Origin of the sequence: Fulvimarina manganoxydans, from assembly GCF_900176465.1 — a bacterium.
GTDB classification, from domain to species: domain Bacteria; phylum Pseudomonadota; class Alphaproteobacteria; order Rhizobiales; family Rhizobiaceae; genus Fulvimarina; species Fulvimarina manganoxydans.
Genome location: NZ_FWXR01000038.1, coordinates 1 through 22,885, shown reverse-complemented (window position 1 = coordinate 22,885; position 22,885 = coordinate 1). Strand labels below are relative to the sequence as shown.

Genomic DNA, 22,885 nt, shown 5'->3' with positions numbered 1-22,885 from the left:
AAGCACGGCATCTATATCCAGCCGATCAACTATCCGACCGTGCCGCGCGGCACCGAACGACTGCGCATCACGCCGACGCCGCTCCATGACGACGCGCTCATCGCCTCGCTCGCGGATGCGCTGACCGAGACATGGAAGGCGATCGGTATTCCGTTCGCCTCGAAGATGAAGGCGACGGCCTGATTTCGAGAGGGGGACGCAGGGCGCCTGACACGACGATCGAACGCAGGCGGTGACTTGATCGCAAAGCCGCCAACTTCGACGCTTCGACCAGACGCGATCTGACGACGGGGCTGCCTCAAAGCCGCCCGTCGGTCCGATCCCCCGGAAACAGGCTCTTCACGTCATAGACCACCGCATGGGGCTTGCCCAAGGCGCGGATCGTCTCGATGCCGGCTTCCAGAAAGGCGCGATGGCCGACGGCGACGACGATGGCGTCGTAGCGTCCCGCCTGCGGCTGGGCGGCAAGAACCGGGCAGCCGGTGAGGCGCTCGACCTCGGCGGCCGGGGCGACCGGGTCCCAAACCTCGACCTCCGCATTCAGGCCGGCGAGATGGGCGGCGATTTCGAGGGCCTGGGAATTGCGAAGATCGGGCGTGTTTTCCTTATAGGCCGCCCCCATGACGAGGATGCGGCTGCCGACGACGGGGAGCTTTCGCCCCATCATCAGCCGCGCCACCCGGTCGACCACGTAAGAGCCCATCGCATCATTGATGCGACGCCCGGCGAGGATCACTTCCGGGTCGTAGCCGATCTCCTGGGCCCGGTGGGTCAGGTAATAGGGATCGACGCCGAGACAGTGGCCGCCGACGAGACCCGGGCGGAAGGGCAGGAAATTCCATTTGGTGGAGGCCGCGTCGAGGACCGCTTGGGTGTCGATGCCGAGGCGCCCGAAAATGACGGCGAGCTCGTTCATCAGCGCGATATTGAGGTCTCGCTGGGTGTTCTCGATGACCTTCGCCGCTTCCGCGATCTCGATCGAGGCCGCCTTATGGGTCCCGGCGAGTGCGACTTTGCGATAGAGCGCATCGACGCGCTCGGCGGCCTGAGGCGTCGAGCCGCTCGTCACCTTCACCACATTGTCCAGCCGATGGGCGCGGTCCCCCGGATTGATGCGCTCGGGACTGTAGCCGACGGAAAAGTCGCGATCGAAGACGAGGCCGGATTGGGCTTCCAGGATCGGCACGCAGACCTCGCGGGTGCAGCCCGGATAGACGGTCGATTCGAAGATCACGAGGGCACCGGGGCGCATGGCCCGGCCGACCGTCTCACTGGCCGATTTGAGATCCGCAAGGTCCGGGCGCTTCGCCCGATCGATCGGCGTCGGGACCGCGATGATGAAGGTGTCGCTATCGCCAAGCGCTGCCGGATCGCTCGAAAAGGCGAGATGGGAAGCCCCCGCCAGCTCGGCCGGCTCGATTTCCAGCGTCGAATCCTTGCCGTCGGACAGTTCGGCAATGCGCCCTCCACTCACGTCAAAGCCAAGCGTGGGCATCAATTTGCCGAAGGCGACTGCCAGCGGCAGGCCGACATAGCCGAGACCAATGACGGCGATGCGGGAGGGTTCGGAAGTCATCGATGTCATGCCTTTTCTTGAACAGTCGGCAAGGGCCCGGCCTGCCCACTCGTATCCGCCGAAAGAAGATGATCGAGGGACGGCCAGGTGGCGGCCGGGTGATGCGCCAGAAGCGCCAGAAGCGCAGCGAGGCCCGCCCAGGCCGCTTCGTCATGTTGAAGGTGATGGGTGAGAAGGCCGATCGGCTCGCGGGCCTTGCCATCCTCGCCCGAACGGCGCTTGATCTCGGCTGCGAGCGTCTCGTCCAGAACGTCGAGTGACAGGCCGGCCATTGCCCGCCAATCCATGATGTCGAGATGGGTGTTGATCTCCCGCGGCTCATCACCGCGCACCGGGCCATAGACCGAGAGGACCGGAAGGCCGAGACTTGTAAGCTGGCGTCGGACATCCGCGCCGATCCGGTTCCAGGGCGGCACGAAGACCGGCAGGAAGCGGGCTCCGAACATCGCGCAGAGCTTGTCCCGGCCTTCGATCAGCTCCGCCGTCATTGCCTCCAGCGGCCGATGGTCGCCGAACTCGGCGCGCTTTTCATCGGGCGGCGCATGATTGGCATGGGCATGGCCGTGGAGAAGGACCGAAACCGGTAGGTCATGAAGCCCCAATGCCAGAGCCTGATCGAGGCCGTCGGGAATGACGGCGAGTGCCAGCGGCACCGCGGCTTCGCTTTGCAAAGCCAGGAGGCGGTCGAGCGCGAGACTTGGCGCCCGCGCATCGTCGTCGCGCCACCAGAACGCAATCGTGCGACCCTGCGCTTCAAGGGCGTCGAGCCGGGCCCGGCTTCGTGGAAGAGACGTCACGCCGCCGCCCGCTTCTTGGTGGCCCTGAGGAGCTCGGCCACCCGGTCAAGGCCCGGCTCCGGGGAAAAGCGTGTGCGCGTGCGCTCTTCGCCCGCTTGGCCGAGCCGCGTTGCAAGCGCGGGATCATCCATCAGCCGGGCGATCGCCTCCGCCAAGGCCTTGGGATCGCGCTCCTCGACGAGAAGGCCGGTTCGACCATCCTCGACGAATTCGGGGATCGCCGAAACCTTGGTCGAGATGACCGGCAAACGATGGGCCTGGGCCTCCATCAGCACATTGGGCAGGCCGTCGCGATCGCCGGATTTGGCGATGCGCGAGGGCAGGACGAAGCAATCGGCCTCACGCAGGAGATCGAAGACCTCGCGCCGCGTGCGCGTGCCATGCCAGGTGATGCGATCGGCGATCCCGGCCTTCTCGGCCTGGGCCTGTAACGTCTTGGTCAAGGCGCCGCCGCCCACATGGTCGAAGCGCCAATCCCGATCCTTCAGCCGGGCAAGAGCGCGGACGAGATCGCCGAAGCCCTTCTTCTCCACCATGCGGCCGACCGAGACGATGCGGAGCGGCCCGCTCCTCTCCCCTCCTCTTTCGGGCGGGCGCACTTCGGACAGATCGAGCCCGTGATAGACGAGTTCGACGCGCTCAGGCTCGGAGGTCAGGGATTGCAGATAATCGAGATTGGCCTTGGTGCAGGTCACGCCGAAGGCGGCCGAGCCGAGCTTTTCCGACAGCTCCCAAGCCTCGCTCGTCCAGATGTCCTTGGCATGGGCCGAGAAGGACCAGCCAAGGCCGAGGATCGTCGCCGCATAGCGCGCGACGGAGGCGGGCGTGTGGAGATAATGGGTGTGGAGCCAGCCGATATCGGCAGGCAGCTCATGGGCGAGAACGCAGGCCTGGCCGAAGCGGCGATGGCGATTGGCGGTGTTGTCGCGCTTCAGATCGGCTTCGAAGATCGCCCGTGCCTGTTCATAGCCCGGCTGACCTTCCGCAAAATCGCGGCCCGCCTTCACTCGGCTGGGATCGTCCTTCAGATATTCGGGCAGATAGAGAATATCGGCCTTGATGCGCTCATGAACCGGATGGCGCTTGCCCTCCTGGGGCTGGCGCAGGGAGACGATCAGCTGCTCGATGCCGCGATCCTCGAGCCCGGCGATCTCCTGGGCGATGAAGGTCTCCGACAGACGCGGATAGCCTTTGACGAGAATGGCGATGCGTCCGGTCACGGTTGAATAGCCCCGTTCTGTCCTGCCTCTTGGCCGGTGGGGCAAAGGCTCCTGTCGGCTCGGCTCCGCATCTAGGCGAGGGGTATGGGGGCTCGCAAGGGTGTGGGGGCGGTGAGGGCGGCCGAATCCGCTTGCCGGACGGAGCCGGGTCGGCGACAGTTCGTTCACCCGCGCGCAAACGCATGGTGGAGTTCAGGACAATGACACCGACCTTTAAGGACGAGACCCTTGAGCGTCTCCTCGACGAAGTCTTGGCCCTGTCTCAGCGGAAAGATCGAAGCGAGGCCGTTCGTTCGGCACTCGAACACGAGCTTGTCCGCCTGCGCAGACGACGAGACATCAACGATCGTGTTCGACCGATACAGGAGCGCGCCTCGGCATTGGGCCTCCAGCCGGATGGATTCGACGACAAGATCTTGATGGATGAATTGTCGGGCGATGTTTGATGTTCATCGACGCATCCGCAATTGTTGCAATCATCAAGAGGGAACCGGATGCGGATGCCCTCTTATACGCTTTGGATCAAACCGGGGAAACACGCTTCTCTTCGCCGATCGCACGGTTCGAGGCGACCGTTTCTCTCGCTGTCCAACTGGCGCGCGCGCATGGCCGTCCCACGGCGACTGCGAATGACTTCAAAGAAGCAGACAACCTCGTCAGCGCCCTTTTCGATGCACTCAGGGTCAAAGAGATCGAACTGACGGAGGAGATTGGTGAGGAAGCACGACGCGCAGTGCAGAATTTCGGAAAAGTCAGCGGGCATCCGGCAAAATTGAACATGGGAGACTGCTTTGCCTACGCTGCGGCAAAGACATTGGGCATGCCGCTTCTCCATAAGGGCGACGATTTTTCCAAAACCGATCTCGCCTGATGGATGAGGCGCCCTCCGATTGGAATGTTTGGGCGCAAATGAGTCCCATTTGACATTACGCCTGACCCAACGCTTTACTCGCGCCGTTTCAGGGCTTGCCGCATGGGGCGGTTCGGTCCGTTCGGGGACATGACGACCATGGCGCGTTCGTGGCGCAGCCTCCCATGCCTGCTTTTGGCCGGCTTTCTTGCCGTCGCGGGCGCAATGCCCGCCGCCTCCGCCGCTTCCATGGGCGAGGGTGCCGCCATTCCCGAACCCAAATCCCTCGCAGCCCCCGTCGCCAAAGGCGACTTGCCGCCCGTCGCCGAGCGCCTGCCCGAAACCCCGCTCGTCTCGCCCGTCGAGGCCTCCTGCCCCGCCGACGAACTCGGCGGCACGCTCGACATGCTCGCCGGCAGCGCCAAGGACACGCGCATCCTGCCCGTCTTCGGCTATGCACGCCTCGTCGGCTACGACCAAAATTACGAGATCGTCCCCGACATCGCGGAAAGCTTCACGGTCGAAGAGGGGCGCGTCTTTACCTTCCATCTCAGGCCCGGCATGAAATGGTCCGATGGCGAGCCCTTCGGCGTCGAGGATTTCCGCTATTTCTGGGAGGATATGGCCAAGAATCCGGAGATCGCGAAATTCGGCGTGCCGGCCGAGCTTCTGGTCGACGGCGAAGAGCCGGTCGTCAGCTTCCCCGACGAGAATACGGTGCGCTATGCGTGGACCAAGCCCAATCCCGGCTTTCTCGCCTCGCTCGCCGCCGCGACTCCCTTCGAGATCTTCCGCCCGGCCCATTATCTGAAGAAATACCATGCCCGCTATCAGGACCCGAAGAAACTCGAAGAGCGGGTGAAGAAGTCGGGCCAGCGCAATTGGGCGGCGCTCCACTTCAAGAAGGATCGCGGCCAGCGCAACGACAATCCCGACATGCCGACGATCCAGCCCTGGATGCTGGTCACCGAACCGCCGTCGGAGCGGCTGATCTTCGCGCGCAATCCCTATTTCCACCGGGTCGACGCGGCCGGCCGGCAGCTTCCCTATATCGACGAGGTGGCGCTGACGATCTCCAATGCGGCGCTGATCCCGGCCAAGGTCGCCAATGGCGAATCCGATCTGCAGGCCGCCTATCTCTCCTTTCCGAACTATCCTTTCTTGAAGCGCGGCGAAGCGCGCTCGCATTACGAGGTGCGGCGCTGGGAATCGGGGCGCGGCTCCCATGTCACCCTCTATCCCAATCTGAATGCCAGCGATCCCGTCTGGCGAGACGTCATGCGCAAGGCCGATTTCCGCCGCGCCCTCTCGCTCGCCATCAATCGGAACGACATCAACAAGGCGATTTTCTACGGGCTCGCCGTGCCCGGCAACAATACGCTTCTGCCCCGCTCGCCGCTCTATGACGAACGGCTGGAAACGCTTTGGGCCGAGTACGATCCAAAGGCCGCCAACGCCCTTCTCGACGGCCTCGGCTATGAGCGCGGCGAGGACGGGCTGCGGCGCCTGCCGGACGGGCGTCAGATGCGCATCGTCGTCGAGACCGCCGGCGAAAGTCAGGAACAGACCGACGTGTTGCAGCTGGTGCGCGACGACTGGCGGGCGATCGGCATCGACCTTCTCATCCGCGAATCCCAGCGCGAGATTTTCCGCAATCGCATCAAGGCCGGCTCGACGCTGATTTCGGTCTGGACCGGGCTCGACAACGGCGTTGCGAAACCGGCCACCGATCCGAAGGAGATCGCCCCGTCGAGCGCCGAACAGCTCAATTGGCCGGGCTTCGGCATGTGGGTCGAGACGGGCGGCACGGGGGGCGAGAGCCCCGAAGGCGCCGAGCCGGATCTTGCACCGATCCGACAGCTGATTGCTCTCAGAAACGCTTGGGAGGCAACGCTCGATCCGGGGGAGCGCGCGCGCATCTGGAGCGAAATGCTGACGATCTTCGCCGACGAGGTCTTCACCATCGGCATCGTGTCGAGCGTCGATCAGGTGGTCGTCGTCTCGAACGATCTGAAGAACGTGCCGGAGCGCGGCGTCTATAATTACGATCCGGGCGCCTATTTCGGCATCTACCATCCCGATACGTTCTATTTCGACTGCCCTGGCGCCCTCTCGGCGGAGAGCCGCCCATGATCCGCTATCTGGCGGGCCGCCTGGTGACGATGGCCTTCACCCTGATCGTCATTTCCGTCCTCGTCTTCGTCATCATCCAGCTGCCGCCGGGCGACTATCTGACGAGCTATATCGCGGAAATCCGCGCCCAGGGAATCGATGTCACGGTCGATAAGATCGCCTTTTTGCGCGAGCAATACGGCCTCGACAAGCCGCTCTGGGAGCAGTATCTCGTCTGGGTCACCGGTCTTTTGCACGGCGATCTCGGCTATTCCTTCGAATACAACCAGCCGGTGGCCGACGTCGTCGGCGAGCGCATGCCGATGACCTTGCTGCTCAATGCCGCGACCGTCCTTTTCATCTATCTCGTCTCTTTCCCGATCGGCATCTATTCGGCGACCCATCAATATAGCTGGGGCGATCACGGCCTGTCCTTCATCGGCTTCCTGGGCCTTGCGACCCCGAATTTCCTTCTGGCCCTGATCCTCCTCTATCTCGCCAATGTCTGGTTCGGCACCTCGATCGGCGGGCTGATGGACCCCGAATATATCGACGCGCCCTGGTCGCTCGATAAGGCCGCTTCCGTTGCCTCCCATCTCTGGGTGCCGGTTCTCGTCATCGGCACGGCGGGGACGGCCGGCATGATCCGGCGTCTGCGCGCCAATCTCCTCGACGAACTCAACCGGCAATATGTGGTGACCGCCCGGGCAAAGGGGCTCAGCGAGCGGCGGCTTCTCTTCAAATATCCGCTGCGCATGGCGCTGAACCCCTTCATCGCCGATCTCGGCAATCTCCTGCCGCAGATCGTTTCGGGCTCGGTCATCATCTCGGCGGTGATGAGCCTGCCGACCACGGGGCCAATGCTGCTCGCCTCCCTGCGCAGCCAGGACATGTATCTCGCCGGCTCTTTCCTGATGTTCCTCGCGGTTTTGACCGTGGTCGGCATGTTCGTCTCCGACGTGCTCCTCGCGCTCCTCGATCCGCGCATCCGGCTGGGGGCCAGAGCATGAGCCTGACGCGCTCTTTCCCGCCCGAGCATTTCGTCTCGACCGACCCTTTCGATCCCGATGCGACGGTCGCCGCCGGATCGATCGTCTCCGAGCGCTATGCCAAAGCCTCCCAGGCCAAGCTCATCTGGTGGCGGTTTCTGCGCCACAAGGTGGCTGTCGTTTCGCTCGTCTTTCTGGCGCTCGCCTATCTCTCGATCCTCTTCGTCGAGTTTCTCGCCCCTTACGCCCAATCCACCCGCAACACCGATTTCATCTTCGCCCCACCGCAACAGGTGCATTTCGTGCATGACGGCGCGTTCGTCGCACCTTTCGTCTATCCGCTCGACTATCAGCTCGATCTCGACACGCTGCAGCGGACCTATAGCGAGGATACAAGCCGGCCCCTGCCCTTGCGTTTCTTCTGCTCGGGGGACGCCTATGCATTCTGGGGGCTCGTCGAAGCGGAAACCCATCTCGTCTGCCCGCCGGAGGGCGGCACGCTCTTCCTTCTCGGCAGCGACCGGCTCGGGCGCGACATGCTTTCGCGCATTCTCTATGGCGCGCGGATTTCGCTGACGATCGGTCTTGTCGGCGTCACGCTCTCCTTCATCCTCGGCATCACGATCGGAGGCCTTGCCGGCTATTTCGGCGGCTGGGTGGACTCCGTCGTCCAGCGCGTGACGGAAATCCTGCGCTCGATCCCCGAACTGCCCTTATGGCTGGCGCTTTCGGCCGCCTTGCCGGTCACCTGGAGCCCGCTTCTCGTCTATTTCGGCATCACGCTGATCCTGGCCCTTCTCGATTGGCCGGGGCTCGCGCGTGCGGTGCGCTCGAAGCTCTTCGCCTTGCGCGAGGAGGATTTCGTGACCGCCGCCGAAATGCTCGGGGCGAGCCCGCGCCGGATCATCGCCCGCCATCTCCTGCCGAACTTCATGAGCCATCTGATCGCCTCGGCCTCCCTGTCGATCCCGACGATGATCCTTGCCGAGACCGCCCTCTCCTTCCTCGGGCTTGGCCTGCGCCCGCCCATCACCAGCTGGGGCGTGCTCTTGTCCGAGGCGCAGAATATCGAGGCGGTGGCCCTTTATCCCTGGCTGCTTCTGCCGATGGTCCCCGTCGTCCTCACCGTTCTCGCCTTCTCCTTCGTCGGCGATGGCCTCAGGGACGCGATCGATCCCTATCAGCATTGAGGCCGAGCAAGAAAATCATTCCTCATAGATCATCTTGCGCGTCATCCCGCCATCGACGGTGATGACCTGCCCGGTCACGAAGCCGGCCGAGGCGAGATAGAGAACCGCATCGGCGATATCGGAAGGCCGCCCGACCCGGCCGGCGGGATGCTGGGCGTGGTCCTTGTCCCGCAGGTCTTCGCGGGTCGTGATCCAGCCGGGCGCGATGGCGTTCACGCGCAGGCGCTGTTCGCCGAGACTGACCGCAAGCGCATGGGTGAAGCCGAAGAGCCCACCCTTCGAGGCGGCATAGGCTTCCGTATAGGGCTCGGACATGAAGGCCCGTGTCGAGATCATATTGACGATCGAGCCGCCTTCGACGATGAGCGGCACCGCCGCGCGCACCATCAGGAAGGCGCCGGTCAGATGGCTGTCGGTCACCTTGCGCCAATCGGCGAGCGAAAGCTCGGCGATCGGGCCATTGACCGGGTCGGCGACGCCGGCATTGTTGACGAGAAGGTCCAGCCGGTCCCAGCCGAGGGCCTTGAAGCCATCGGCGACCTGATCCTCGTCGGAGATGTCGCATTCGATGTGACGAATGTCGGCGTCCGGCTTCTCCCGGTCGAAAGTCGCGACCTCCCAGCCGGCGCGTGTGAGACTGCGGCAGATTTCAGAACCGATGAGGCCTGCTCCACCAGTGACGATGGCGTGCTTTTTCATGCGCGAAGCACCTAGCGCTGATCCAGCTGGCGTCGATAAGCGGAAGGGCCCTGACGCCGTTGTCGCCACAAAGTTCGGCTCATCCCTCCCTCGGTTCGGCGTGAGACTCGCACCGTGGGGAAAGGTGAATAATGCAAAGGCGGGATTGCAAATTCGCAATGTGAAAGGGGATGAAAGGACTGGTCGAATGCGCCTATCTATGGCTCAGTTCGGACGCTGAAGGAAAGGACGATCCGATGAGCCATCATGGTATCCACCACGTCACGGCCATTGCCGGCCCGGCCAGCCGGAACGCCGACTTTTATACGCGGGTCCTCGGCCTGCGGCTCGTCAAGAAGACGGTCAATTTCGACGATCCCGGCACCTATCATCTCTATTATGGCGACGAGACCGGCGCACCGGGCACGATCCTGACCTTCTTCCCCTGGGAGAATGCGGCGCCCGGACGGCTCGGCGTCGGCGAGACCCAGCGCACGCTGTTTCGCATTCCCGAGGCGTCTCTCGGCTACTGGATGCACCGCCTTCTGGAAAAGGGCGTTGCCCATGAGCGGCCCGAGCCGCTCTTCGGCGAGACCTTTGTGGCCTTCAAGGACCCCGACGGCATGAATCTCGGCCTCGTCGCCGTGCCCGGCATCGAGGCGGAAGCCGGCTGGAGCGACGGCGCGGTTCCGGCCGAGCACGCGATCCGCGGCTTTCACGGCGTCAGCCTGCTTCTCGAAGAAGCCGGCCCGACGGGCGCGATCCTGACCGACGTGCTCGGCTTTTCCGAGCTCGGCAGCGAGGGCACGACGACCCGCTATCATGTGCCGGGCAATCCGGTGGGCGGCATCGTCGATATCCGCGCTGTGGGCGGCTTTCTGAAGCCGCGTTTCGGAGCGGGTTCGGTCCATCACATCGCCTTTCGCGCCAAGGACGACGCCGAGGAGCGAGCGATGGTGGAAGCGCTTGCCGAGCGTCACGGGATCGAGACGACCGAGCAGAAGGACCGCAATTATTTCCGCTCTGTCTATTTCCGCGAGCCCGGCCATGTCCTGTTCGAGATCGCGACCGACGAGCCCGGCTTTGCCGTGGACGAGTCGCTCGCCGAACTCGGCCGGTCGCTGAAGCTGCCGGCCCAGTACGAGGCCCATCGCCAGCGGATCGAGGCGGTTCTGCCGCCCCTCGGCACCGGTCAAATGGTCGATGAGGCGGCCGCCTGAAGGTGGCCGCTTGAGTCAGGACGTGCGTTCGCCCGACCTTTGGGCGGAAGAGACTTGATCCTATCATGCGGCGCGGGGCCCGATGCCCCGCGTCGTCCTATCGGGAGCCTTAAAATGAGCCAGACCGAATCTTCGGCCGACCAGACCGGCCTCGACCACATTCACCGCTTCGTCCCGGCGACAGGTTCGGGCCTGCGCCCTATTCTGGCGCTACACGGCACGGGCGGCGATGAGACCGATCTTCTGCCTTTGGCCGAGATGCTGGCGCCCGGCGCCGCCGTCCTGTCGCCTCGCGGCAAGGTGTCGGAAGGCGGCATGCCACGCTTCTTCCGCCGTCTCTCCGAAGGGGTGTTCGACGAGGCCGACGTGGTGGCCAAAGTCCATGCGCTCGCCGATTTCGTCGAAGCCGCGCGCAAGACCTATGACATCGAGGCCCCGATCGCCCTCGGATTCTCCAATGGTGCAAATATCGCCGCTGCGATCATGCTTCTGCGCCCCGAGGTTCTTGCCGGCGGCCTTCTCTTGCGCGCCATGGTGCCACTGCAGGAGAAACAAGAAACGGAGCGGGCTGAAAGCCTTGCCGGCAAGCCCGTTCTCATCGCCTCGGGCGCCATGGACCCGATCGTGCCCGTGGACGATCCGACACGGCTTGCCGAGCGTTTTCGAGCTTGTGGAGCCGACGTCACCCACGAGATCCTGCCCGGCGGTCATGGCCTCGGCCAAAGCGACCTGGGCCTCGCCAAGGCTTTCATGGAAGCGCACGCCCGGATCGGATGAGAGCGGGACCGGCAAACGAACGCCGCACCGCCCGGCAGGGGCGATGCGGCATGAAAGATCTGCAATGGGTCCCCGGCCCTGATGGGCCGAGGATGACGAAGCGTCGAAGATATCGGCTCTCCGATGAACTTGCCGCCGGCGATCGAGCAGAGTGTCGTGTCCACTCACCCAACTCGATCGCGTTTCACTTTATCAGCAACCAGGCCTTACTTGCCCCAGCGCAGAACCAGCGGGTCGAGTGAACGGGCGATCTCGATGAGCCCCGCCCGCGTGTCGGGATGCGCCGAAAGGATCGGCCGGCGCACGGCCTCGCTGCCGATAATGCCGCCTTCCTTCATCAAGATTTTGGCGGTCTGGAAGCTCGTCTGGCGGTTCTCGTAATTGATCAGCGGCAGCCATTTGGCATAAGCCGCCATGGCCCCGGCCCGGTCGCCGGCAAAGAAGGGATCGAGGATCTCGCGAATGCCATCCGGAAAGCCGCCGCCCGTCATGGAGCCAGTGGCGCCCGCATCGAGATCGGCCATCAGCGTGATCGCCTCTTCCCCGTCCCAGGGCCCCTCAATGGCCGTACCGCCGATCGCGATCAGCTCGCGGATTTTCGAGGCCGCACCCGCCGTCTCCACCTTGAAATAGGAGACGTTCTCGACCTCCTTGGCGATCTTCGCCAGGAGCGCGGGCGGCAGCGGCGTGCCGGCGACCGGCGCGTCCTGGATCATGATGGGAATCGAAACGGCGTCGCTCAAGGCGCGGAAGAAGGCCATGATCTGGCCCTCGCCGACCCGAAAGGTCGCGCCGTGATAGGGCGGCATCACCATGATCATCGCCGCGCCCATCGCCTCGGCCGCCTTCGAGCGCTCGACGCAGAGATCGGTGGAGAAATGGCTAGTGGTCACGATCACCGGCACCCGGCCAGCCACATGCTCCAGCACCAGACGCATCTGCTCGTCGCGCTCGGCGTCCGACAAGACGAACTGCTCGGAGAAATTGGCGAGGATGCAGATACCCGTCGAGCCGGCATCGATCATGAAGTCGATCGCCCGCTTCTGACCTTCGAGATCCGGGCGGCCGTCCTCGAAAAAGATCGTCGGGGCGACGGGAAAGACGCCGCGATAGGGCCGGCTGGCCGAAAGTGCGTTCATCAATGTGGCTCCTTGGGTCTAGGCGTCGTTCTCGCCTTCGGCTTCGGGATTAATGTATACATTGTTTCGGCGCAAGCGCCGACGGCTGCGCTTCTTTCGCACCCCACGACCCTTTCTATGTGACGCCCCAGCCCCAAGCTTAAGACGAGGACAGGCTCAAGGGCGCGAGCAAAGGGTTGCGGCCCGCCCGGCGGGATCGGCAGCGCCCAGCACCGTCTGTCCGCCAGAAACGAGATCCGACCAGGAGAGAGCGATGAGCGAGACGAACCGAACGGCCGGCAATCAGCTGGCCGAAGCCGTCAGCCCCTATCTTCTCCAGCATAAGGACAATCCGGTCCACTGGCGCCAATGGGGGGACGCCGCCTTTGCCGAGGCGCGCGAACGCGACCGCCCAATCCTCCTGTCGATTGGCTATGCGGCCTGCCATTGGTGCCATGTCATGGCCCATGAAAGTTTCGAGGACGAGGCGGTGGCCTCCGTCATGAACCGGCTCTTTGTCAATGTGAAGGTCGATCGCGAGGAGCGCCCCGATGTGGACCAGTTCTACATGACCGCGCTTCAGGCCATGGGCGAGCAAGGCGGCTGGCCGATGACCATGGTGCTGACGCCGGAGGGTAAACCCTTCTTCGGCGGCACCTATTTTCCGAAGGAGCCGCGCTATGGCCGTCCGGGCTTCGTCCAGGTGATGGAGGCGCTAAGCAAGGCCTGGGGCGAGCGGCGCGGCGAGATCGAAGAGAGCGCCGGGCTGATCAGCGGACGGCTGAAGACCTTTCTGGCGGCGAGCGCCGAACCGGGGCCGCTTGGCGCGCTCTCTTTGTCACCAGCCGCCGCGCGGATCGCCCAGATGATGGACCCCGTACGCGGCGGCATGAAGGGCGCGCCGAAATTTCCCAACGCCCCCTATCTCGAGGTTCTGGCCCGTTCGGGGTTTCATCATGGCGAGGCCGGCCACCGGGACGCCTTTCTGAAGACCCTGACCGCCCTCTGCCTCGGCGGCATCTATGACCACATCGGCGGGGGCCTCGCCCGCTATTCGACCGACGATCGCTGGCTGGTGCCTCATTTCGAAAAGATGCTCTATGACAACGCCCAGTTCCTCCAGCATCTGGCCTGGGGCTACCGGACGAGCGGCGAGGATCTCTTCCGCCGGCGCATCGACGAGACCGTCGAATGGCTGAAGCGGGAAATGGTGGTTAAGGGCGGCGGGCTCGCCGCCTCGCTCGATGCCGACAGCGCGGATGCGGGCGGCCATATGGAGGAAGGCGCCTTCTATGTCTGGACCAAGCCGGAGATCGAGGCGGCCCTGGGCGAGCGGGCAGCGCCCTTCGCACACGCCTATGACGTGAGCGAGGCCGGCAATTGGGAGGGCAAATCGATCCTCCATCGCCTGCATGAGGGCGCTGAGGGCTCGGATGCGACCTTTGCCGAGGACAGGGCAAAACTCCTTAATGCGCGGGCGAAGCGGGCTCGACCGGGCCGCGACGACAAAGTGCTGGCCGATTGGAACGGCCTTGCCATTCGCGGCCTCACGGAAGCCTATCGCGCGAGCGGCAACGAGACCGCCCTAATGCTCGCCGAAGACGCCTTCCGCTTCGTCGAGAGAGAGATGATCGTCGATGACCGCCTCCGCCATGCGGCGCGGGACGGGCGCACCGCGGGGCTTGCGCTCTCGTCCGATTACGGCGCGCTGATCGCCGCCGCCGTCACTCTCTTTGCCGCCACCTTGAAGCCCGCATACCTTTCCCGCGCCGAATGGCTGGCGGACCAGCTCGATATCTGGCACGGGGAGGGGGATGGCGGCCATTTCCTCAATGCGTCGGATGCGACCGATGTCCCGGCGCGCCTGCGAGGCGATCAGGACGAGGCCGTCCCTGCCGGCACGGCTCTGGTGATCGCCGGCCTTTCGCTTCTCGCCCAGGCGAGCGGGCGCCTTCACCACAAGGAGCGGGCTGAACGCGCGGCGAGCCTTGCGGCGGGTCGGATCGGCCAGAGCGCGGCCGGCTTTCCCGGCATCATCGCGGCCACCGAGCGCCTGACGCGCGGCTCGGAACTCGCCCTCTTCGGCTGGCGCTCCAATCCCGGCTTTGCGGCGATGGAACGGCTTTTACTGGAAGAGGTCGATCTCGACCGCCTCGATTTCGTCACCAACGATCCCGCGCTTCTGCCCGAGACGAACCCAATCGCCGGCGCTGAGCCCTCCAAGACCCCGGCGGCCTTCTTCTGCACCGGACAGGTCTGCCGCGCCCCGGTCTTTGCGCCGGACGCCCTCGCCGAGCTCTTGGCCCGCACGGGTTAGTCCATCTGCGTCATATCGTGAATGATTGCCGTGTCTGCGGTCATCGAAGGTACATGTGATCCCTCAAGGCTCTGTCATCCTCTTGGCCGGCGCATCGGGCCTCGGGACAAAAAACCGGCCGATCATTCGAATGCGATCCTTTTCGGTGATCGGGCCCAAACCGGTTCTGATGCCTTCTCGCTTTCGGTTTCGAAAGTGAGGGAAGGGATCGACATGGCCAAGGGCGAAGCAGGCGACGAGACGGCGGCAGCTGAGATCAAGCCGAAGAAACGCTTCGGCAAGCTGGCCATCGCCCTTGCGGCGGTCGCGCTTCTATCGACCGGCGGCGGAGCGAGCGCCTATTTCCTCTTGGACGGCGAATCGTCCCCTGGCGATCACGCGGCCGATGCCGGTCATCCGCCGGAAAGCCTGCATGCGGCCGCAGCCCCCGACCATCCGAGCACTGACGGGCATGGAAGCGACGATGGCCATGGCGCCAAGGACGGACATGGCGGCTCCGACATCGTCCCCCTGCCCGTCGCGACCTGGGAGACAAGCTCCAAACTGCGCCCCGCCGACTATGCCATCGCCATGGTCTTCGGCGACGAGGCGATCCTGATCGCCCGCGACGTCGCGATCCGCGCCAAGCCCGGCATGGTCGTCCCCGGGCTCGGTACCATCACTGCCATCCGCGAAGACGGCCCCGGCGGCATCGTCGAGGCGAGCGAAGCGACGCTGAAGACGTTCTGAGCGAGGACAGTTTTTGGCGCCTGACGGTTCGAAAGGTCACCCCCTTTGGCATGCCGCGCACTTTCAGCCATGAGCTCCACGGAAGTAACTACAGCTTGCCGCCTCTTAGGCCGAAGGGTGATGAACTAACAGCTTGCAATCTGCACTCGAACGAGCTCTCATGCTAACGCAAGGAAACTGTTATGGTGGAGTGAGTCGATATGCCAGAAATTTCGATCCAGGGTGGCGCAGCCGAAGAAGGCGAATATCTTCCGTTCACCATCACTCTGTCAGAGTCTGTTCAATATCCGGTCAGTTTCTCCTACAGGACCTTGCTGAACGGCACAGCGACTGACGCCGATCTAGTGTACGGATCAGATTATTGGGATGGCACGGCACGTTTCGACCCTGGAGAGACCACCCTCAGCATTCGCGTTCGCTCGAACGACGACAAAAATCCTGAGTCAGATGAAGGCTACATTCTCGAACTCTTCAACACTTCGACAAATGCGAATTTCGCCAATGACGAGCCGCTTATTCGGGCCATGGGCATCATTCGCGACAATGACGGCGGCGCCGGACTAGCAATTCTCACCTCTGATCCGGTTCTCGTAGAAGGCAACAGTGGCATCAAGAATGCCGTCTTCGAAGTTCGCTTGAGCCGCCCCGCGGAGAGTGCGATCAGCGTCTCCTTTCAGACGATCGATGGCACGGCAGTCGCTGGCCAGGACTATCAAGCAACCAGTGGAACGCTGACCTTCGCTCCGGGGCAGGAGGTGCTTACTGTGAGCGTGCCGGTCGTCGGCGACACGCTTGAGGAGATGGCGGAGACTTTTTCTCTCAAGGTGACTCCTCCCGCCGATTCCGGCATCAGCATTTTGGGCGCAACAGGCGTCGCGACCATTTTAGACACTGATACATCTCGGCTCCCGGAGATCTCGATTAGCGGAGCTTCCGCTATCGAGGGTGAATATATGCAATTCACCGTCACTTTGTCTGAACCTTCAGCCGCGCAAGTGACGCTCGACTATCGGACATTGCTCAATGGCTCTGCCGCCGATAGTGATCTCGTTTATGGAGCAGACTATTGGGATGGTCGCATTCGCTTCGATCCAGGCAAGACTTCTGCTTCAATTTTCGTGCGCAGCAATGATGACACGATCAGCGAGAAGGATGAGTCCTTTTCAATTCTCCTTAGCAATCCCACCGGCGCCGTTTTCGCGGAGGGTCGCACGAATCTCGAGGCAACGGGCTTCATTCTTGATGCCTACGGCGTTGAAGGCATCAGCGCCGCCACCACAAATGTCCTCGCCCTTGAGCCCAAAGAGGGCACGTCGATCCAGGAATTTCTGGTCCGTCTCTCACAGCCGGTGGACGCTGAGGTGACGTTCGGCGTCTCCGCAAGCGGCCTTACCGCGACACCGGGTGCAGACTTCACTCTACTCGACCAAAGCGTGACCTTCGCGCCGGGCCAGACGGAAGCAAGCGTCGCCGTCCGCATCGTCGGAGATGGCGCGGTCGAGCCGAATGAGACCTTTACGATCAATCTCCTGCCTCAGTCGGGCGTGTCGGGTATTATTCCCTCGACGACGGTATCGATCATTGATGCGACCCTTGCAGTTGAACAGGGTACGGTGCGCAACGACATCTTTGCCGCCACGGCTGACGTCGACATTTACAACGGCGGGCCCGGTTTCGACCGCGTTGCCTATACTGAACGCTCAGTAGGTGTCGAACGTCTCGATGACGGATCTTTCCGAGTCCAGGCAACCGGCTATTCGAATACGCTGATCGATATCGAGCGGATCGATTTGTCGGGCGGCGCCTATTATCGGCTTGATGTAGATGCCAATGATGTCGCGGCGACAATCTATAGACTCTATCAAGCAGGTTTTGCCCGAACGCCGGATCAGGGCGGCTTAGAATTCTGGATAGGACAGCGCGATGCTGGTCTCTCCACCCGTCAGATCGCCGATTATTTCTTATCATCCTCGGAAGCCCAGGCGGCTTATGGCGGCACATCCAACGAGGCCTTCGTCGCCGCGCTCTATTTCAACGTTCTCGGACGACAGGGTGAGCAAGGTGGTATCAACTTCTGGCGCGGCGCTCTCGATAGCGGCGCTGCGACACGCACCAGCATTCTGGATGACTTTGCGGACTCGTCGGAGAATATTCAGGCTGTAGGCGCGGTAATCGAAGATGGCATCTATTTCGCCTGACGAGAGTGACCAAGCAGCGCCTTCCGCAAATTCCCTCAACAGGAACTCCAAGTGGTTGGGGCGACCGATATCTGCTGATGCGGGCAGCTCTTGCAGCCGCTCGCCGCAACTGTTGTAGATGGTCGCTGAGTGGCTTTGAAAGCCTGCCGAGTTTTCCTGAATAATCGAGATGGTCTCGGGAAGAATTGATCGAATTGAAATGATACCACCGGACGAATGAATTAACCCCTGGGGTCAATTCATTCGTCCGGCGAGAGGCTGAGACGCCGCTCGGGCTGCCAGCGGACATTCGAAAGCGATGCTTTCATATGCCCGCTGATATGAGATCTAAAGCGCGAAAAAACTGCTCTTCTACCCCGCGTGTTTCGATATCCTCGGAACTGCTGCATTCCTATGAAATCTCAAATGGTGTCCGGGTGAAGCTGAAGGCAGGCTCCATTTCTAAAGCCGTAATTATCGATAAGGGTCAGTTTCCTCGTGTCCATTGACGACATGGTTCCGCACTACCGGACAAATGGAGTCCGCCCGATTCGCAAGGCTTTTCGACTCCATGAAGCCTTCGCTTAGGGCGCCAGCCATGAGGCGGCATAGCCTGCGCTCGTCTTTGCAAAGCGGGCGCGCCGGTGGCCTTCATGGGCGAGATAAAGGATTTCGATCTCGTGGAGGGAGAGATCGACGGCGCAAAAATTCGGCCAGCCGGGATCCGTTGCCGTTCCCTCGGCCTCGCCGGAGTTTGAGTGGGAATAGGCGTCCGGCTCGTCGATGGCAGAGCCAGGGCCAGGTTGTATGCGATAGCAGACGCGGCCGAGCGGCTTGGCCTCTGCGAAGGCAAGACGAGCCGTGTCGTCCTTCTGCCGCAGGGCCGCGCGGCCACGCGCCCGAATCTGGAGCTTGAGATCCTTGTCGTAGAGAAGGGCGCTGACGCGGTCGTCCTTCGCGATCTCAGCCACCTTGTCCGACCGGCTATCGGTGTGGAATCGGATCACCCAATCGGCGGTCAAGACCTTGCGGAGCACGACGATGCGCGACTCCGGCGCCCCATCGTCTCCAATCGTCGAAAGCCCGAATGTTCGAAACCCGTGATGGCGATCCTCGACGGCGCGCTCGATCTCGCTCAGCCCATGGGCGAGCATCCGATCGAGATTGTCGGCCCAGTTCGGACAGTTGCCCATGCCTGATCTCTCCCACTTCATTCGAAGCATCGCGAGGCCAATTCGCAACGCCAGACGCCCTCGCTCTCCTCGATCACGCGGCGGGCGTGCAAACACCCTCTCGTCCTGGGGCTTTAGGGCTGCGGGGCTTGGTGGCCGGGATCGGCCATTGGACCGTGCCGTCGGACGACCGCTTCAATTAAGGAAGTGGACATAGCGACCAGCCGGACCAGTGGGTGCGGCCTGATGGAGCCGAGGTTGCGACCTTTGGCCTCGTGGCGGAACCGAACAGCCTATTGCTGTCGACCCAAGAGGGCCGTGCAACATCCGCCTTCATTCTGCCTCTCGAGATCGCAAGCGAGGCCCTCGTAAGAATCCGGAGACCGGCGGAAGCGAGATAGCCGCAAAAAGGGGCGGCACGGGGCCGCCCAAATTTGGCTGGAGTATCAGGTCATAGAAACCCGATAAGATTCGAACGCAGAATTATGCGTTCGGTTGCCATGATAGCAGAAAAAATCTCTTCCGCGCCTCCTCGGCAGCAATCTGGCGCTCCCTCGTCGAGAGAGGAACAGCCACTCTCTTCGACGGCCGAATGCCGATCAAGTCACGTCGCAGAAAATGCGCTTAAGCTTCAGCATCCTATCCCTTGCCGGCCATGGTCTTTGCCGCTCCTTTTCGATCGAATTCGTTAGCAAGCGCAACCAACCTGCCGACGTTCACGTTGTCGCGGCAAGATGGGTCGCCGAGCGGCCGGTGACGGCGTCTCTGGAGCCGATCGGATCGACCGAGAAATATCAGCAAGGAGTGTGTTTATGTCCCGCGATCGTTCAGCCTTGTTGGACAGCCTGTCCGAGAGCTTGCAATCGATTGGCACCCGATTGTCGGAGCTGGAGGGCGAGGTCGCGGAGCGTTTCGATCCGCGCCCCTCGCGCACCGAGCGCGTTCGCCGCGCCCTTGTCCGCGCAAATCCTTTCTATCATGAGCCTACATTTGCCGCGCGTTATCTGCCGGATGTCTTTTCCGGCTGGCATACGCCGAGTCGTTCGGATGCGCGCCGTCAACTGCGCGCGCTGAGAGACGCCTCGGAGGACGGTTATGATCACGCACGCGGCTCGTTGGCCGGATTGTTCGATTCCCTTCCAGACCTTCGCCTGCCGCGCCCGGTGAGCTTTCGCCGTGGCATGAAGGCCCAGCGCGGCGTCGATCGGCTTGGAGAACACAACCGCGAACTGACGGCCCTTCTCGTTGCCGGCGGCGCGATCGCGGCGGTCGGCGCGGCTTATTATGTGACGAAGCGTATCCAGGACCATGCCGAAGAGCCCGATTACGAGGTGGTCCGCGAGGACGGCGCCATCGAGATTCGTGACTATGAGGCGATGATCGTCGCCGAGACGGTCAAGAGCGGCTATCACGAAAAGGCTCGTCGCCTCGGCTTCGAAACCCTTTACGACTACATCGCCGCCAAGACGCGCTCTGGCAAGAAGATCAAGATGACGACGCCGGTGCTCCAGCAGCTGGCCGATGACGACGGCCGCACCAAAGGCTGGGCGGTCCGCTTCGTCATGCCGAAGAAGCATACGCTGGCAAGCCTGCCGAAGCCCGGTCGTGACGACGTCAAGCTGAAGGAAATGCCGGCCCGCCGCATGGTGGCGATCCGCTTCTCGGGCAATTTCAATGCGACACTCGCCAGCAAGCAATTGATGTCGCTCTATAATTATCTTGCGGACAACAATCTGACACAGAAGGGCGATCCGCAATATGCCTTCTACAACCCGCCTTGGACGCCGGGCTTCATGAAGCGAAACGAAATTCTCATCGAGATCGAGCGCTGAGGCGCTGATTGATCAGCAGCTCTTGGGAGGCCGGTAAAATCGGCCTCGTCCAAGGGGATTAGTCGAAACGCCAACCATGAGGAGGCGAAGAATGGCCGACAATCGGACACCCGCCCCCAACAACGACCCCGCCCCGAAAGGCGGCGACAAGCCCGCCGGCACGATCGACCCGGAGATTTTGAGCGAAGACCAGCTGGCGGATGAGCGCATGGGCCGCAACACCCTGCAAGCCAAGGATCAGGAAGCCCGTCACAACGAGCGCAAGACCCAGGCCGAGGCCAAACGCGAGCCCGACAAGGACACGCTCGAAGCCTTTCGCAAGATGGACGACGAGTAATATCAATGACCTCCGGTTTTGACCGCTCGTCATGGGATTCAGCCCAACTGACGCTTGACCCTTGCGGCGGTCCGATGCGTCACCGTCTCGGGCCGCTCGTATAGAATGGCGCCGTCACGGGACTGATCTTACAAGATCGAACAATGGCAGGGAGATGGCGTGAAGCCGTCTCCCTGTTTTTGGTTCGAATAAACGCAAGCCAGCCGGAAAACCACCCGCTATACGACATCACCTGAAAGGAACTATCAGTAAAAATCCGAAAAACTACTGAATTTTAATCAAATACGCGACTTAACCTTAGCGCATATTTTAGATGCTTCCCCCGCGGAAATGCTTGCAACTTCACGCCGAACAAGGATCAATTACGGCCAATTCTTGTTCGGAGCCATGACCCATGCGGATTGTTGCCAGCGTCCTCTCCCTGTCGGGCAGTTGTCTCCTGGCCGTCCAGCCGGCTCTGGCGGGCGGCCGGTCTCTTGCCTGTTACGAGCCGGTCCATCGCCCGGCGGAATATGCGACGGTCGAAGAGACTGTACTCGTGGAGCCTCAGCGTGTGGTCCACGAGACGATCCCAGCGCAATATGGGTATCAGGAGCGGCAAGTGATCGTCGAGCCGGCACGGGTCGTTGAAGAGGTCATCCCGGCCCGCTATGAGACGGTCGTCCAGCGCGTCATCGTCGAACCGGCGCGCCATGTGCAGCGCTCATCCCCGCCCGTCTATGGCAAGGTCTTCGAGACCGTGATCGTCGAGCCGGCGCGCACGGGCTGGGAGTGGCGGGTCGTCAATGGCCACCGGGTCCTGTGCAAGGTCCATATTCCGGCACGTTATGGCCAGGTCGCCAAGACGGTCATCGTGGAACCCGGTCGCAGTTGGACCGAGACCGTGCCGGCGCGTTACGAGACCCGCCATGCGCGCGTCCTGGTCGAACCGGCGCAACGCTTCGCACGCACGATTCCCGCCGTGACGCGGACGATTCGCGAGAAAGTCGTCGTTTCGCCGGAGCGCGTCGTCGCCCGAACCATCCCCGCGCGCTATGCCAAGGAACGGCGCATCGTCAAAGAGCGCGACGAAAGCTATGGCTGGCGTCAGGTGCATCTTCGCAATTCATGCTGAGGGGCTTCGAGCGCCTGCACCGCCCGTCACTCTCGAGCCTCGTCCCGCTTGGCTTTCGATAGCACTGCTTTCAGATGCCCAGCGGTGTCATACGAAATCGGTGCGATCGCGCCGCGATGCGGATTCTTTAAAGCCGCTCAAGCGCCGCGCGGGCTTTGAAGCGGAGCCCGATTGAATCAGTCGGACTGCGTATCACACCCATGGTCTCTGATATTGACCGGACCATGGGCAAAAGCCCGAATGAGGCTTGAACGTTGTTGGGGCTCAACGTTGTTGAGGCTCAATGGGTCAGCATCTCGCGCCGCTGGCACAATGCCACCGGACGAATGGATTGACCCCTGGGGTCAATCCATTCGTCCGGCGAGGGGCTCAGACGCCGCTCGGGCTGCCCGCAGAGATGCGAAAGCGATGCTTCCATATGTCCGCGGGCATAAGTCCGCCAACCCATCCGGACCGTCCCGAAGACAATTCGAGAATTTGACTGATTAGTCCATAGCCTTTTCTGGCTTCGCTCGAGCATGACGTTGCGCCGCTTTCAGATCGATGCGATAGATGATCATGGGCTACGACAAGGCGACATCCTTGTGTACCGGGGCAAGGATTTGAGACAGGATTCTGGGCTTAAGCGGCTTGCCTGATGTTCATGCTTTGCTCTTGTCTGATCGCCGCCGGCGGTCTGT

General features: G+C 62.5%; 20 protein-coding genes. 14 read left to right on the top strand and 6 right to left on the bottom strand.

The features are described from left to right. Nucleotides 1–183, top strand: a 183-nt coding sequence (locus B9A15_RS21895) for an aminotransferase class I/II-fold pyridoxal phosphate-dependent enzyme (RefSeq protein ID WP_139798553.1), incomplete at its 5' end; no start/stop codon positions are given. A gap of 115 nt (nucleotides 184–298) precedes the next feature. On the opposite strand, the gene B9A15_RS21890 is transcribed toward B9A15_RS21895, so the two are convergent. The 3 genes from B9A15_RS21890 to B9A15_RS21880 are packed head-to-tail and all read right to left on the bottom strand — an operon-like array spanning nucleotide 299 to nucleotide 3,593. Further along, nucleotides 299–1,576, bottom strand: coding sequence for a nucleotide sugar dehydrogenase (locus B9A15_RS21890; RefSeq protein ID WP_084413077.1), 1,278 nt, complete (start codon nucleotides 1,574–1,576; stop codon nucleotides 299–301). Between the two features lie 5 nt (nucleotides 1,577–1,581). Further along, nucleotides 1,582–2,373 carry a polysaccharide deacetylase family protein gene (locus B9A15_RS21885; RefSeq protein WP_084413075.1) on the bottom strand — a complete coding sequence of 264 codons (792 nt, stop codon included), beginning with the start codon at nucleotides 2,371–2,373 and terminating at the stop codon, nucleotides 1,582–1,584. Then, complete coding sequence (locus tag B9A15_RS21880) at nucleotides 2,370–3,593, bottom strand: glycosyltransferase family 4 protein (protein WP_084413074.1); 1,224 nt, start codon at nucleotides 3,591–3,593, stop codon at nucleotides 2,370–2,372. Before B9A15_RS21880 ends, B9A15_RS21885 begins: the two co-directional genes overlap by 4 nt. Before the next feature lie 131 nt (nucleotides 3,594–3,724). Between B9A15_RS21880 and B9A15_RS21875 the strand changes: the two genes are divergently transcribed. The 5 genes from B9A15_RS21875 (at nucleotide 3,725) to B9A15_RS21855 (ending at nucleotide 8,734) form a co-directional block, all read left to right on the top strand. Then, entirely contained in the window at nucleotides 3,725–4,039 is a 315-nt protein-coding gene (locus B9A15_RS21875) for a type II toxin-antitoxin system VapB family antitoxin (RefSeq protein WP_139798552.1), read from the top strand. Beyond that, nucleotides 4,039–4,464, top strand: coding sequence for a type II toxin-antitoxin system VapC family toxin (locus B9A15_RS21870; RefSeq protein WP_084413072.1), 426 nt, complete (start codon nucleotides 4,039–4,041; stop codon nucleotides 4,462–4,464). The genes B9A15_RS21875 and B9A15_RS21870 overlap by 1 nt, the downstream gene beginning before the upstream one ends. Before the next feature lie 138 nt (nucleotides 4,465–4,602). Next, a complete protein-coding gene (locus B9A15_RS21865) occupies nucleotides 4,603–6,576 on the top strand; it encodes an ABC transporter substrate-binding protein (RefSeq protein WP_244557078.1) in 1,974 nt (657 codons plus the stop codon). Continuing rightward, a complete protein-coding gene (locus B9A15_RS21860) occupies nucleotides 6,573–7,565 on the top strand; it encodes an ABC transporter permease (RefSeq protein WP_084413068.1) in 993 nt (330 codons plus the stop codon). The genes B9A15_RS21865 and B9A15_RS21860 overlap by 4 nt, the downstream gene beginning before the upstream one ends. Then, nucleotides 7,562–8,734: an ABC transporter permease gene (locus tag B9A15_RS21855; RefSeq protein ID WP_084413066.1), complete on the top strand. Its 1,173-nt coding sequence runs from the start codon at nucleotides 7,562–7,564 to the stop codon at nucleotides 8,732–8,734. Before B9A15_RS21860 ends, B9A15_RS21855 begins: the two co-directional genes overlap by 4 nt. 15 nt (nucleotides 8,735–8,749) lie before the next feature. On the opposite strand, the gene B9A15_RS21850 is transcribed toward B9A15_RS21855, so the two are convergent. Then, complete coding sequence (locus B9A15_RS21850) at nucleotides 8,750–9,433, bottom strand: SDR family NAD(P)-dependent oxidoreductase (RefSeq protein WP_084413064.1); 684 nt, start codon at nucleotides 9,431–9,433, stop codon at nucleotides 8,750–8,752. 236 nt (nucleotides 9,434–9,669) lie between these two features. On the opposite strand from B9A15_RS21850, the gene B9A15_RS21845 reads away from it, so the two are divergent. Together B9A15_RS21845 and B9A15_RS21840 are read left to right on the top strand one after the other, a co-directional pair. Then, nucleotides 9,670–10,632: a ring-cleaving dioxygenase gene (locus B9A15_RS21845; RefSeq protein WP_084413076.1), complete on the top strand. Its 963-nt coding sequence runs from the start codon at nucleotides 9,670–9,672 to the stop codon at nucleotides 10,630–10,632. Nucleotides 10,633–10,746: 114 nt separating this feature from the next. Then, a complete protein-coding gene (locus B9A15_RS21840) occupies nucleotides 10,747–11,409 on the top strand; it encodes an alpha/beta hydrolase (protein ID WP_084413062.1) in 663 nt (220 codons plus the stop codon). A 206-nt stretch (nucleotides 11,410–11,615) separates the two neighbouring features. Here the strand turns inward: B9A15_RS21840 and B9A15_RS21835 are convergent, their stop codons facing one another. Then, nucleotides 11,616–12,548, bottom strand: a complete 933-nt coding sequence (locus tag B9A15_RS21835; protein WP_084413060.1) for a dihydrodipicolinate synthase family protein — start codon at nucleotides 12,546–12,548, stop codon at nucleotides 11,616–11,618. Between the two features lie 253 nt (nucleotides 12,549–12,801). Here B9A15_RS21835 and B9A15_RS21830 point away from each other — a divergent pair, with 253 nt between their 5' ends. From B9A15_RS21830 to B9A15_RS21820, 3 genes are all read left to right on the top strand, one after another. Next, nucleotides 12,802–14,844, top strand: coding sequence for a thioredoxin domain-containing protein (locus tag B9A15_RS21830; protein ID WP_084413058.1), 2,043 nt, complete (start codon nucleotides 12,802–12,804; stop codon nucleotides 14,842–14,844). 213 nt (nucleotides 14,845–15,057) lie between these two features. Further along, nucleotides 15,058–15,573: a hypothetical protein gene (locus B9A15_RS21825; protein ID WP_139798551.1), complete on the top strand. Its 516-nt coding sequence runs from the start codon at nucleotides 15,058–15,060 to the stop codon at nucleotides 15,571–15,573. Nucleotides 15,574–15,773: 200 nt separating this feature from the next. Beyond that, nucleotides 15,774–17,771 (top strand): Calx-beta domain-containing protein, encoded by a 1,998-nt coding sequence (locus tag B9A15_RS21820; RefSeq protein ID WP_084413054.1) that lies wholly within the window; start codon nucleotides 15,774–15,776, stop codon nucleotides 17,769–17,771. Nucleotides 17,772–18,334: 563 nt separating this feature from the next. On the opposite strand, the gene B9A15_RS21815 is transcribed toward B9A15_RS21820, so the two are convergent. After that, complete coding sequence (locus tag B9A15_RS21815) at nucleotides 18,335–18,943, bottom strand: pyridoxamine 5'-phosphate oxidase family protein (RefSeq protein ID WP_170923405.1); 609 nt, start codon at nucleotides 18,941–18,943, stop codon at nucleotides 18,335–18,337. Nucleotides 18,944–19,734: 791 nt separating this feature from the next. Between B9A15_RS21815 and B9A15_RS21810 the strand changes: the two genes are divergently transcribed. From B9A15_RS21810 to B9A15_RS21800, 3 genes are all read left to right on the top strand, one after another. Further along, nucleotides 19,735–20,754 carry an SOUL family heme-binding protein gene (locus B9A15_RS21810; protein ID WP_084413049.1) on the top strand — a complete coding sequence of 340 codons (1,020 nt, stop codon included), beginning with the start codon at nucleotides 19,735–19,737 and terminating at the stop codon, nucleotides 20,752–20,754. 91 nt (nucleotides 20,755–20,845) lie between these two features. Beyond that, nucleotides 20,846–21,091: a hypothetical protein gene (locus B9A15_RS21805; protein ID WP_084413047.1), complete on the top strand. Its 246-nt coding sequence runs from the start codon at nucleotides 20,846–20,848 to the stop codon at nucleotides 21,089–21,091. A 394-nt stretch (nucleotides 21,092–21,485) separates the two neighbouring features. Then, nucleotides 21,486–22,205, top strand: a complete 720-nt coding sequence (locus B9A15_RS21800) for a hypothetical protein (protein WP_084413044.1) — start codon at nucleotides 21,486–21,488, stop codon at nucleotides 22,203–22,205. The last annotated feature ends 680 nt before the right edge of the window (nucleotides 22,206–22,885 follow it).

Excerpts from the sequence above, each read along its gene's own strand:
- B9A15_RS21890 (WP_084413077.1), bottom strand. The coding sequence starts at position 1,576 with ATGACTTCCGAACCCTCCCGCATCGCCGTCATTGGTCTCGGCTATGTC.
- B9A15_RS21870 (WP_084413072.1), top strand. The coding sequence starts at position 4,039 with ATGTTCATCGACGCATCCGCAATTGTTGCAATCATCAAGAGGGAACCG.
- B9A15_RS21865 (WP_244557078.1), top strand. The coding sequence starts at position 4,603 with ATGGCGCGTTCGTGGCGCAGCCTCCCATGCCTGCTTTTGGCCGGCTTT.
- B9A15_RS21860 (WP_084413068.1), top strand. The coding sequence starts at position 6,573 with ATGATCCGCTATCTGGCGGGCCGCCTGGTGACGATGGCCTTCACCCTG.
- B9A15_RS21855 (WP_084413066.1), top strand. The coding sequence starts at position 7,562 with ATGAGCCTGACGCGCTCTTTCCCGCCCGAGCATTTCGTCTCGACCGAC.
- B9A15_RS21850 (WP_084413064.1), bottom strand. The coding sequence starts at position 9,433 with ATGAAAAAGCACGCCATCGTCACTGGTGGAGCAGGCCTCATCGGTTCT.
- B9A15_RS21845 (WP_084413076.1), top strand. The coding sequence starts at position 9,670 with ATGAGCCATCATGGTATCCACCACGTCACGGCCATTGCCGGCCCGGCC.
- B9A15_RS21840 (WP_084413062.1), top strand. The coding sequence starts at position 10,747 with ATGAGCCAGACCGAATCTTCGGCCGACCAGACCGGCCTCGACCACATT.
- B9A15_RS21835 (WP_084413060.1), bottom strand. The coding sequence starts at position 12,548 with ATGAACGCACTTTCGGCCAGCCGGCCCTATCGCGGCGTCTTTCCCGTC.
- B9A15_RS21830 (WP_084413058.1), top strand. The coding sequence starts at position 12,802 with ATGAGCGAGACGAACCGAACGGCCGGCAATCAGCTGGCCGAAGCCGTC.
- B9A15_RS21825 (WP_139798551.1), top strand. The coding sequence starts at position 15,058 with ATGGCCAAGGGCGAAGCAGGCGACGAGACGGCGGCAGCTGAGATCAAG.
- B9A15_RS21820 (WP_084413054.1), top strand. The coding sequence starts at position 15,774 with ATGCCAGAAATTTCGATCCAGGGTGGCGCAGCCGAAGAAGGCGAATAT.
- B9A15_RS21815 (WP_170923405.1), bottom strand. The coding sequence starts at position 18,943 with ATGGGCAACTGTCCGAACTGGGCCGACAATCTCGATCGGATGCTCGCC.
- B9A15_RS21810 (WP_084413049.1), top strand. The coding sequence starts at position 19,735 with ATGTCCCGCGATCGTTCAGCCTTGTTGGACAGCCTGTCCGAGAGCTTG.
- B9A15_RS21805 (WP_084413047.1), top strand. The coding sequence starts at position 20,846 with ATGGCCGACAATCGGACACCCGCCCCCAACAACGACCCCGCCCCGAAA.
- B9A15_RS21800 (WP_084413044.1), top strand. The coding sequence starts at position 21,486 with ATGCGGATTGTTGCCAGCGTCCTCTCCCTGTCGGGCAGTTGTCTCCTG.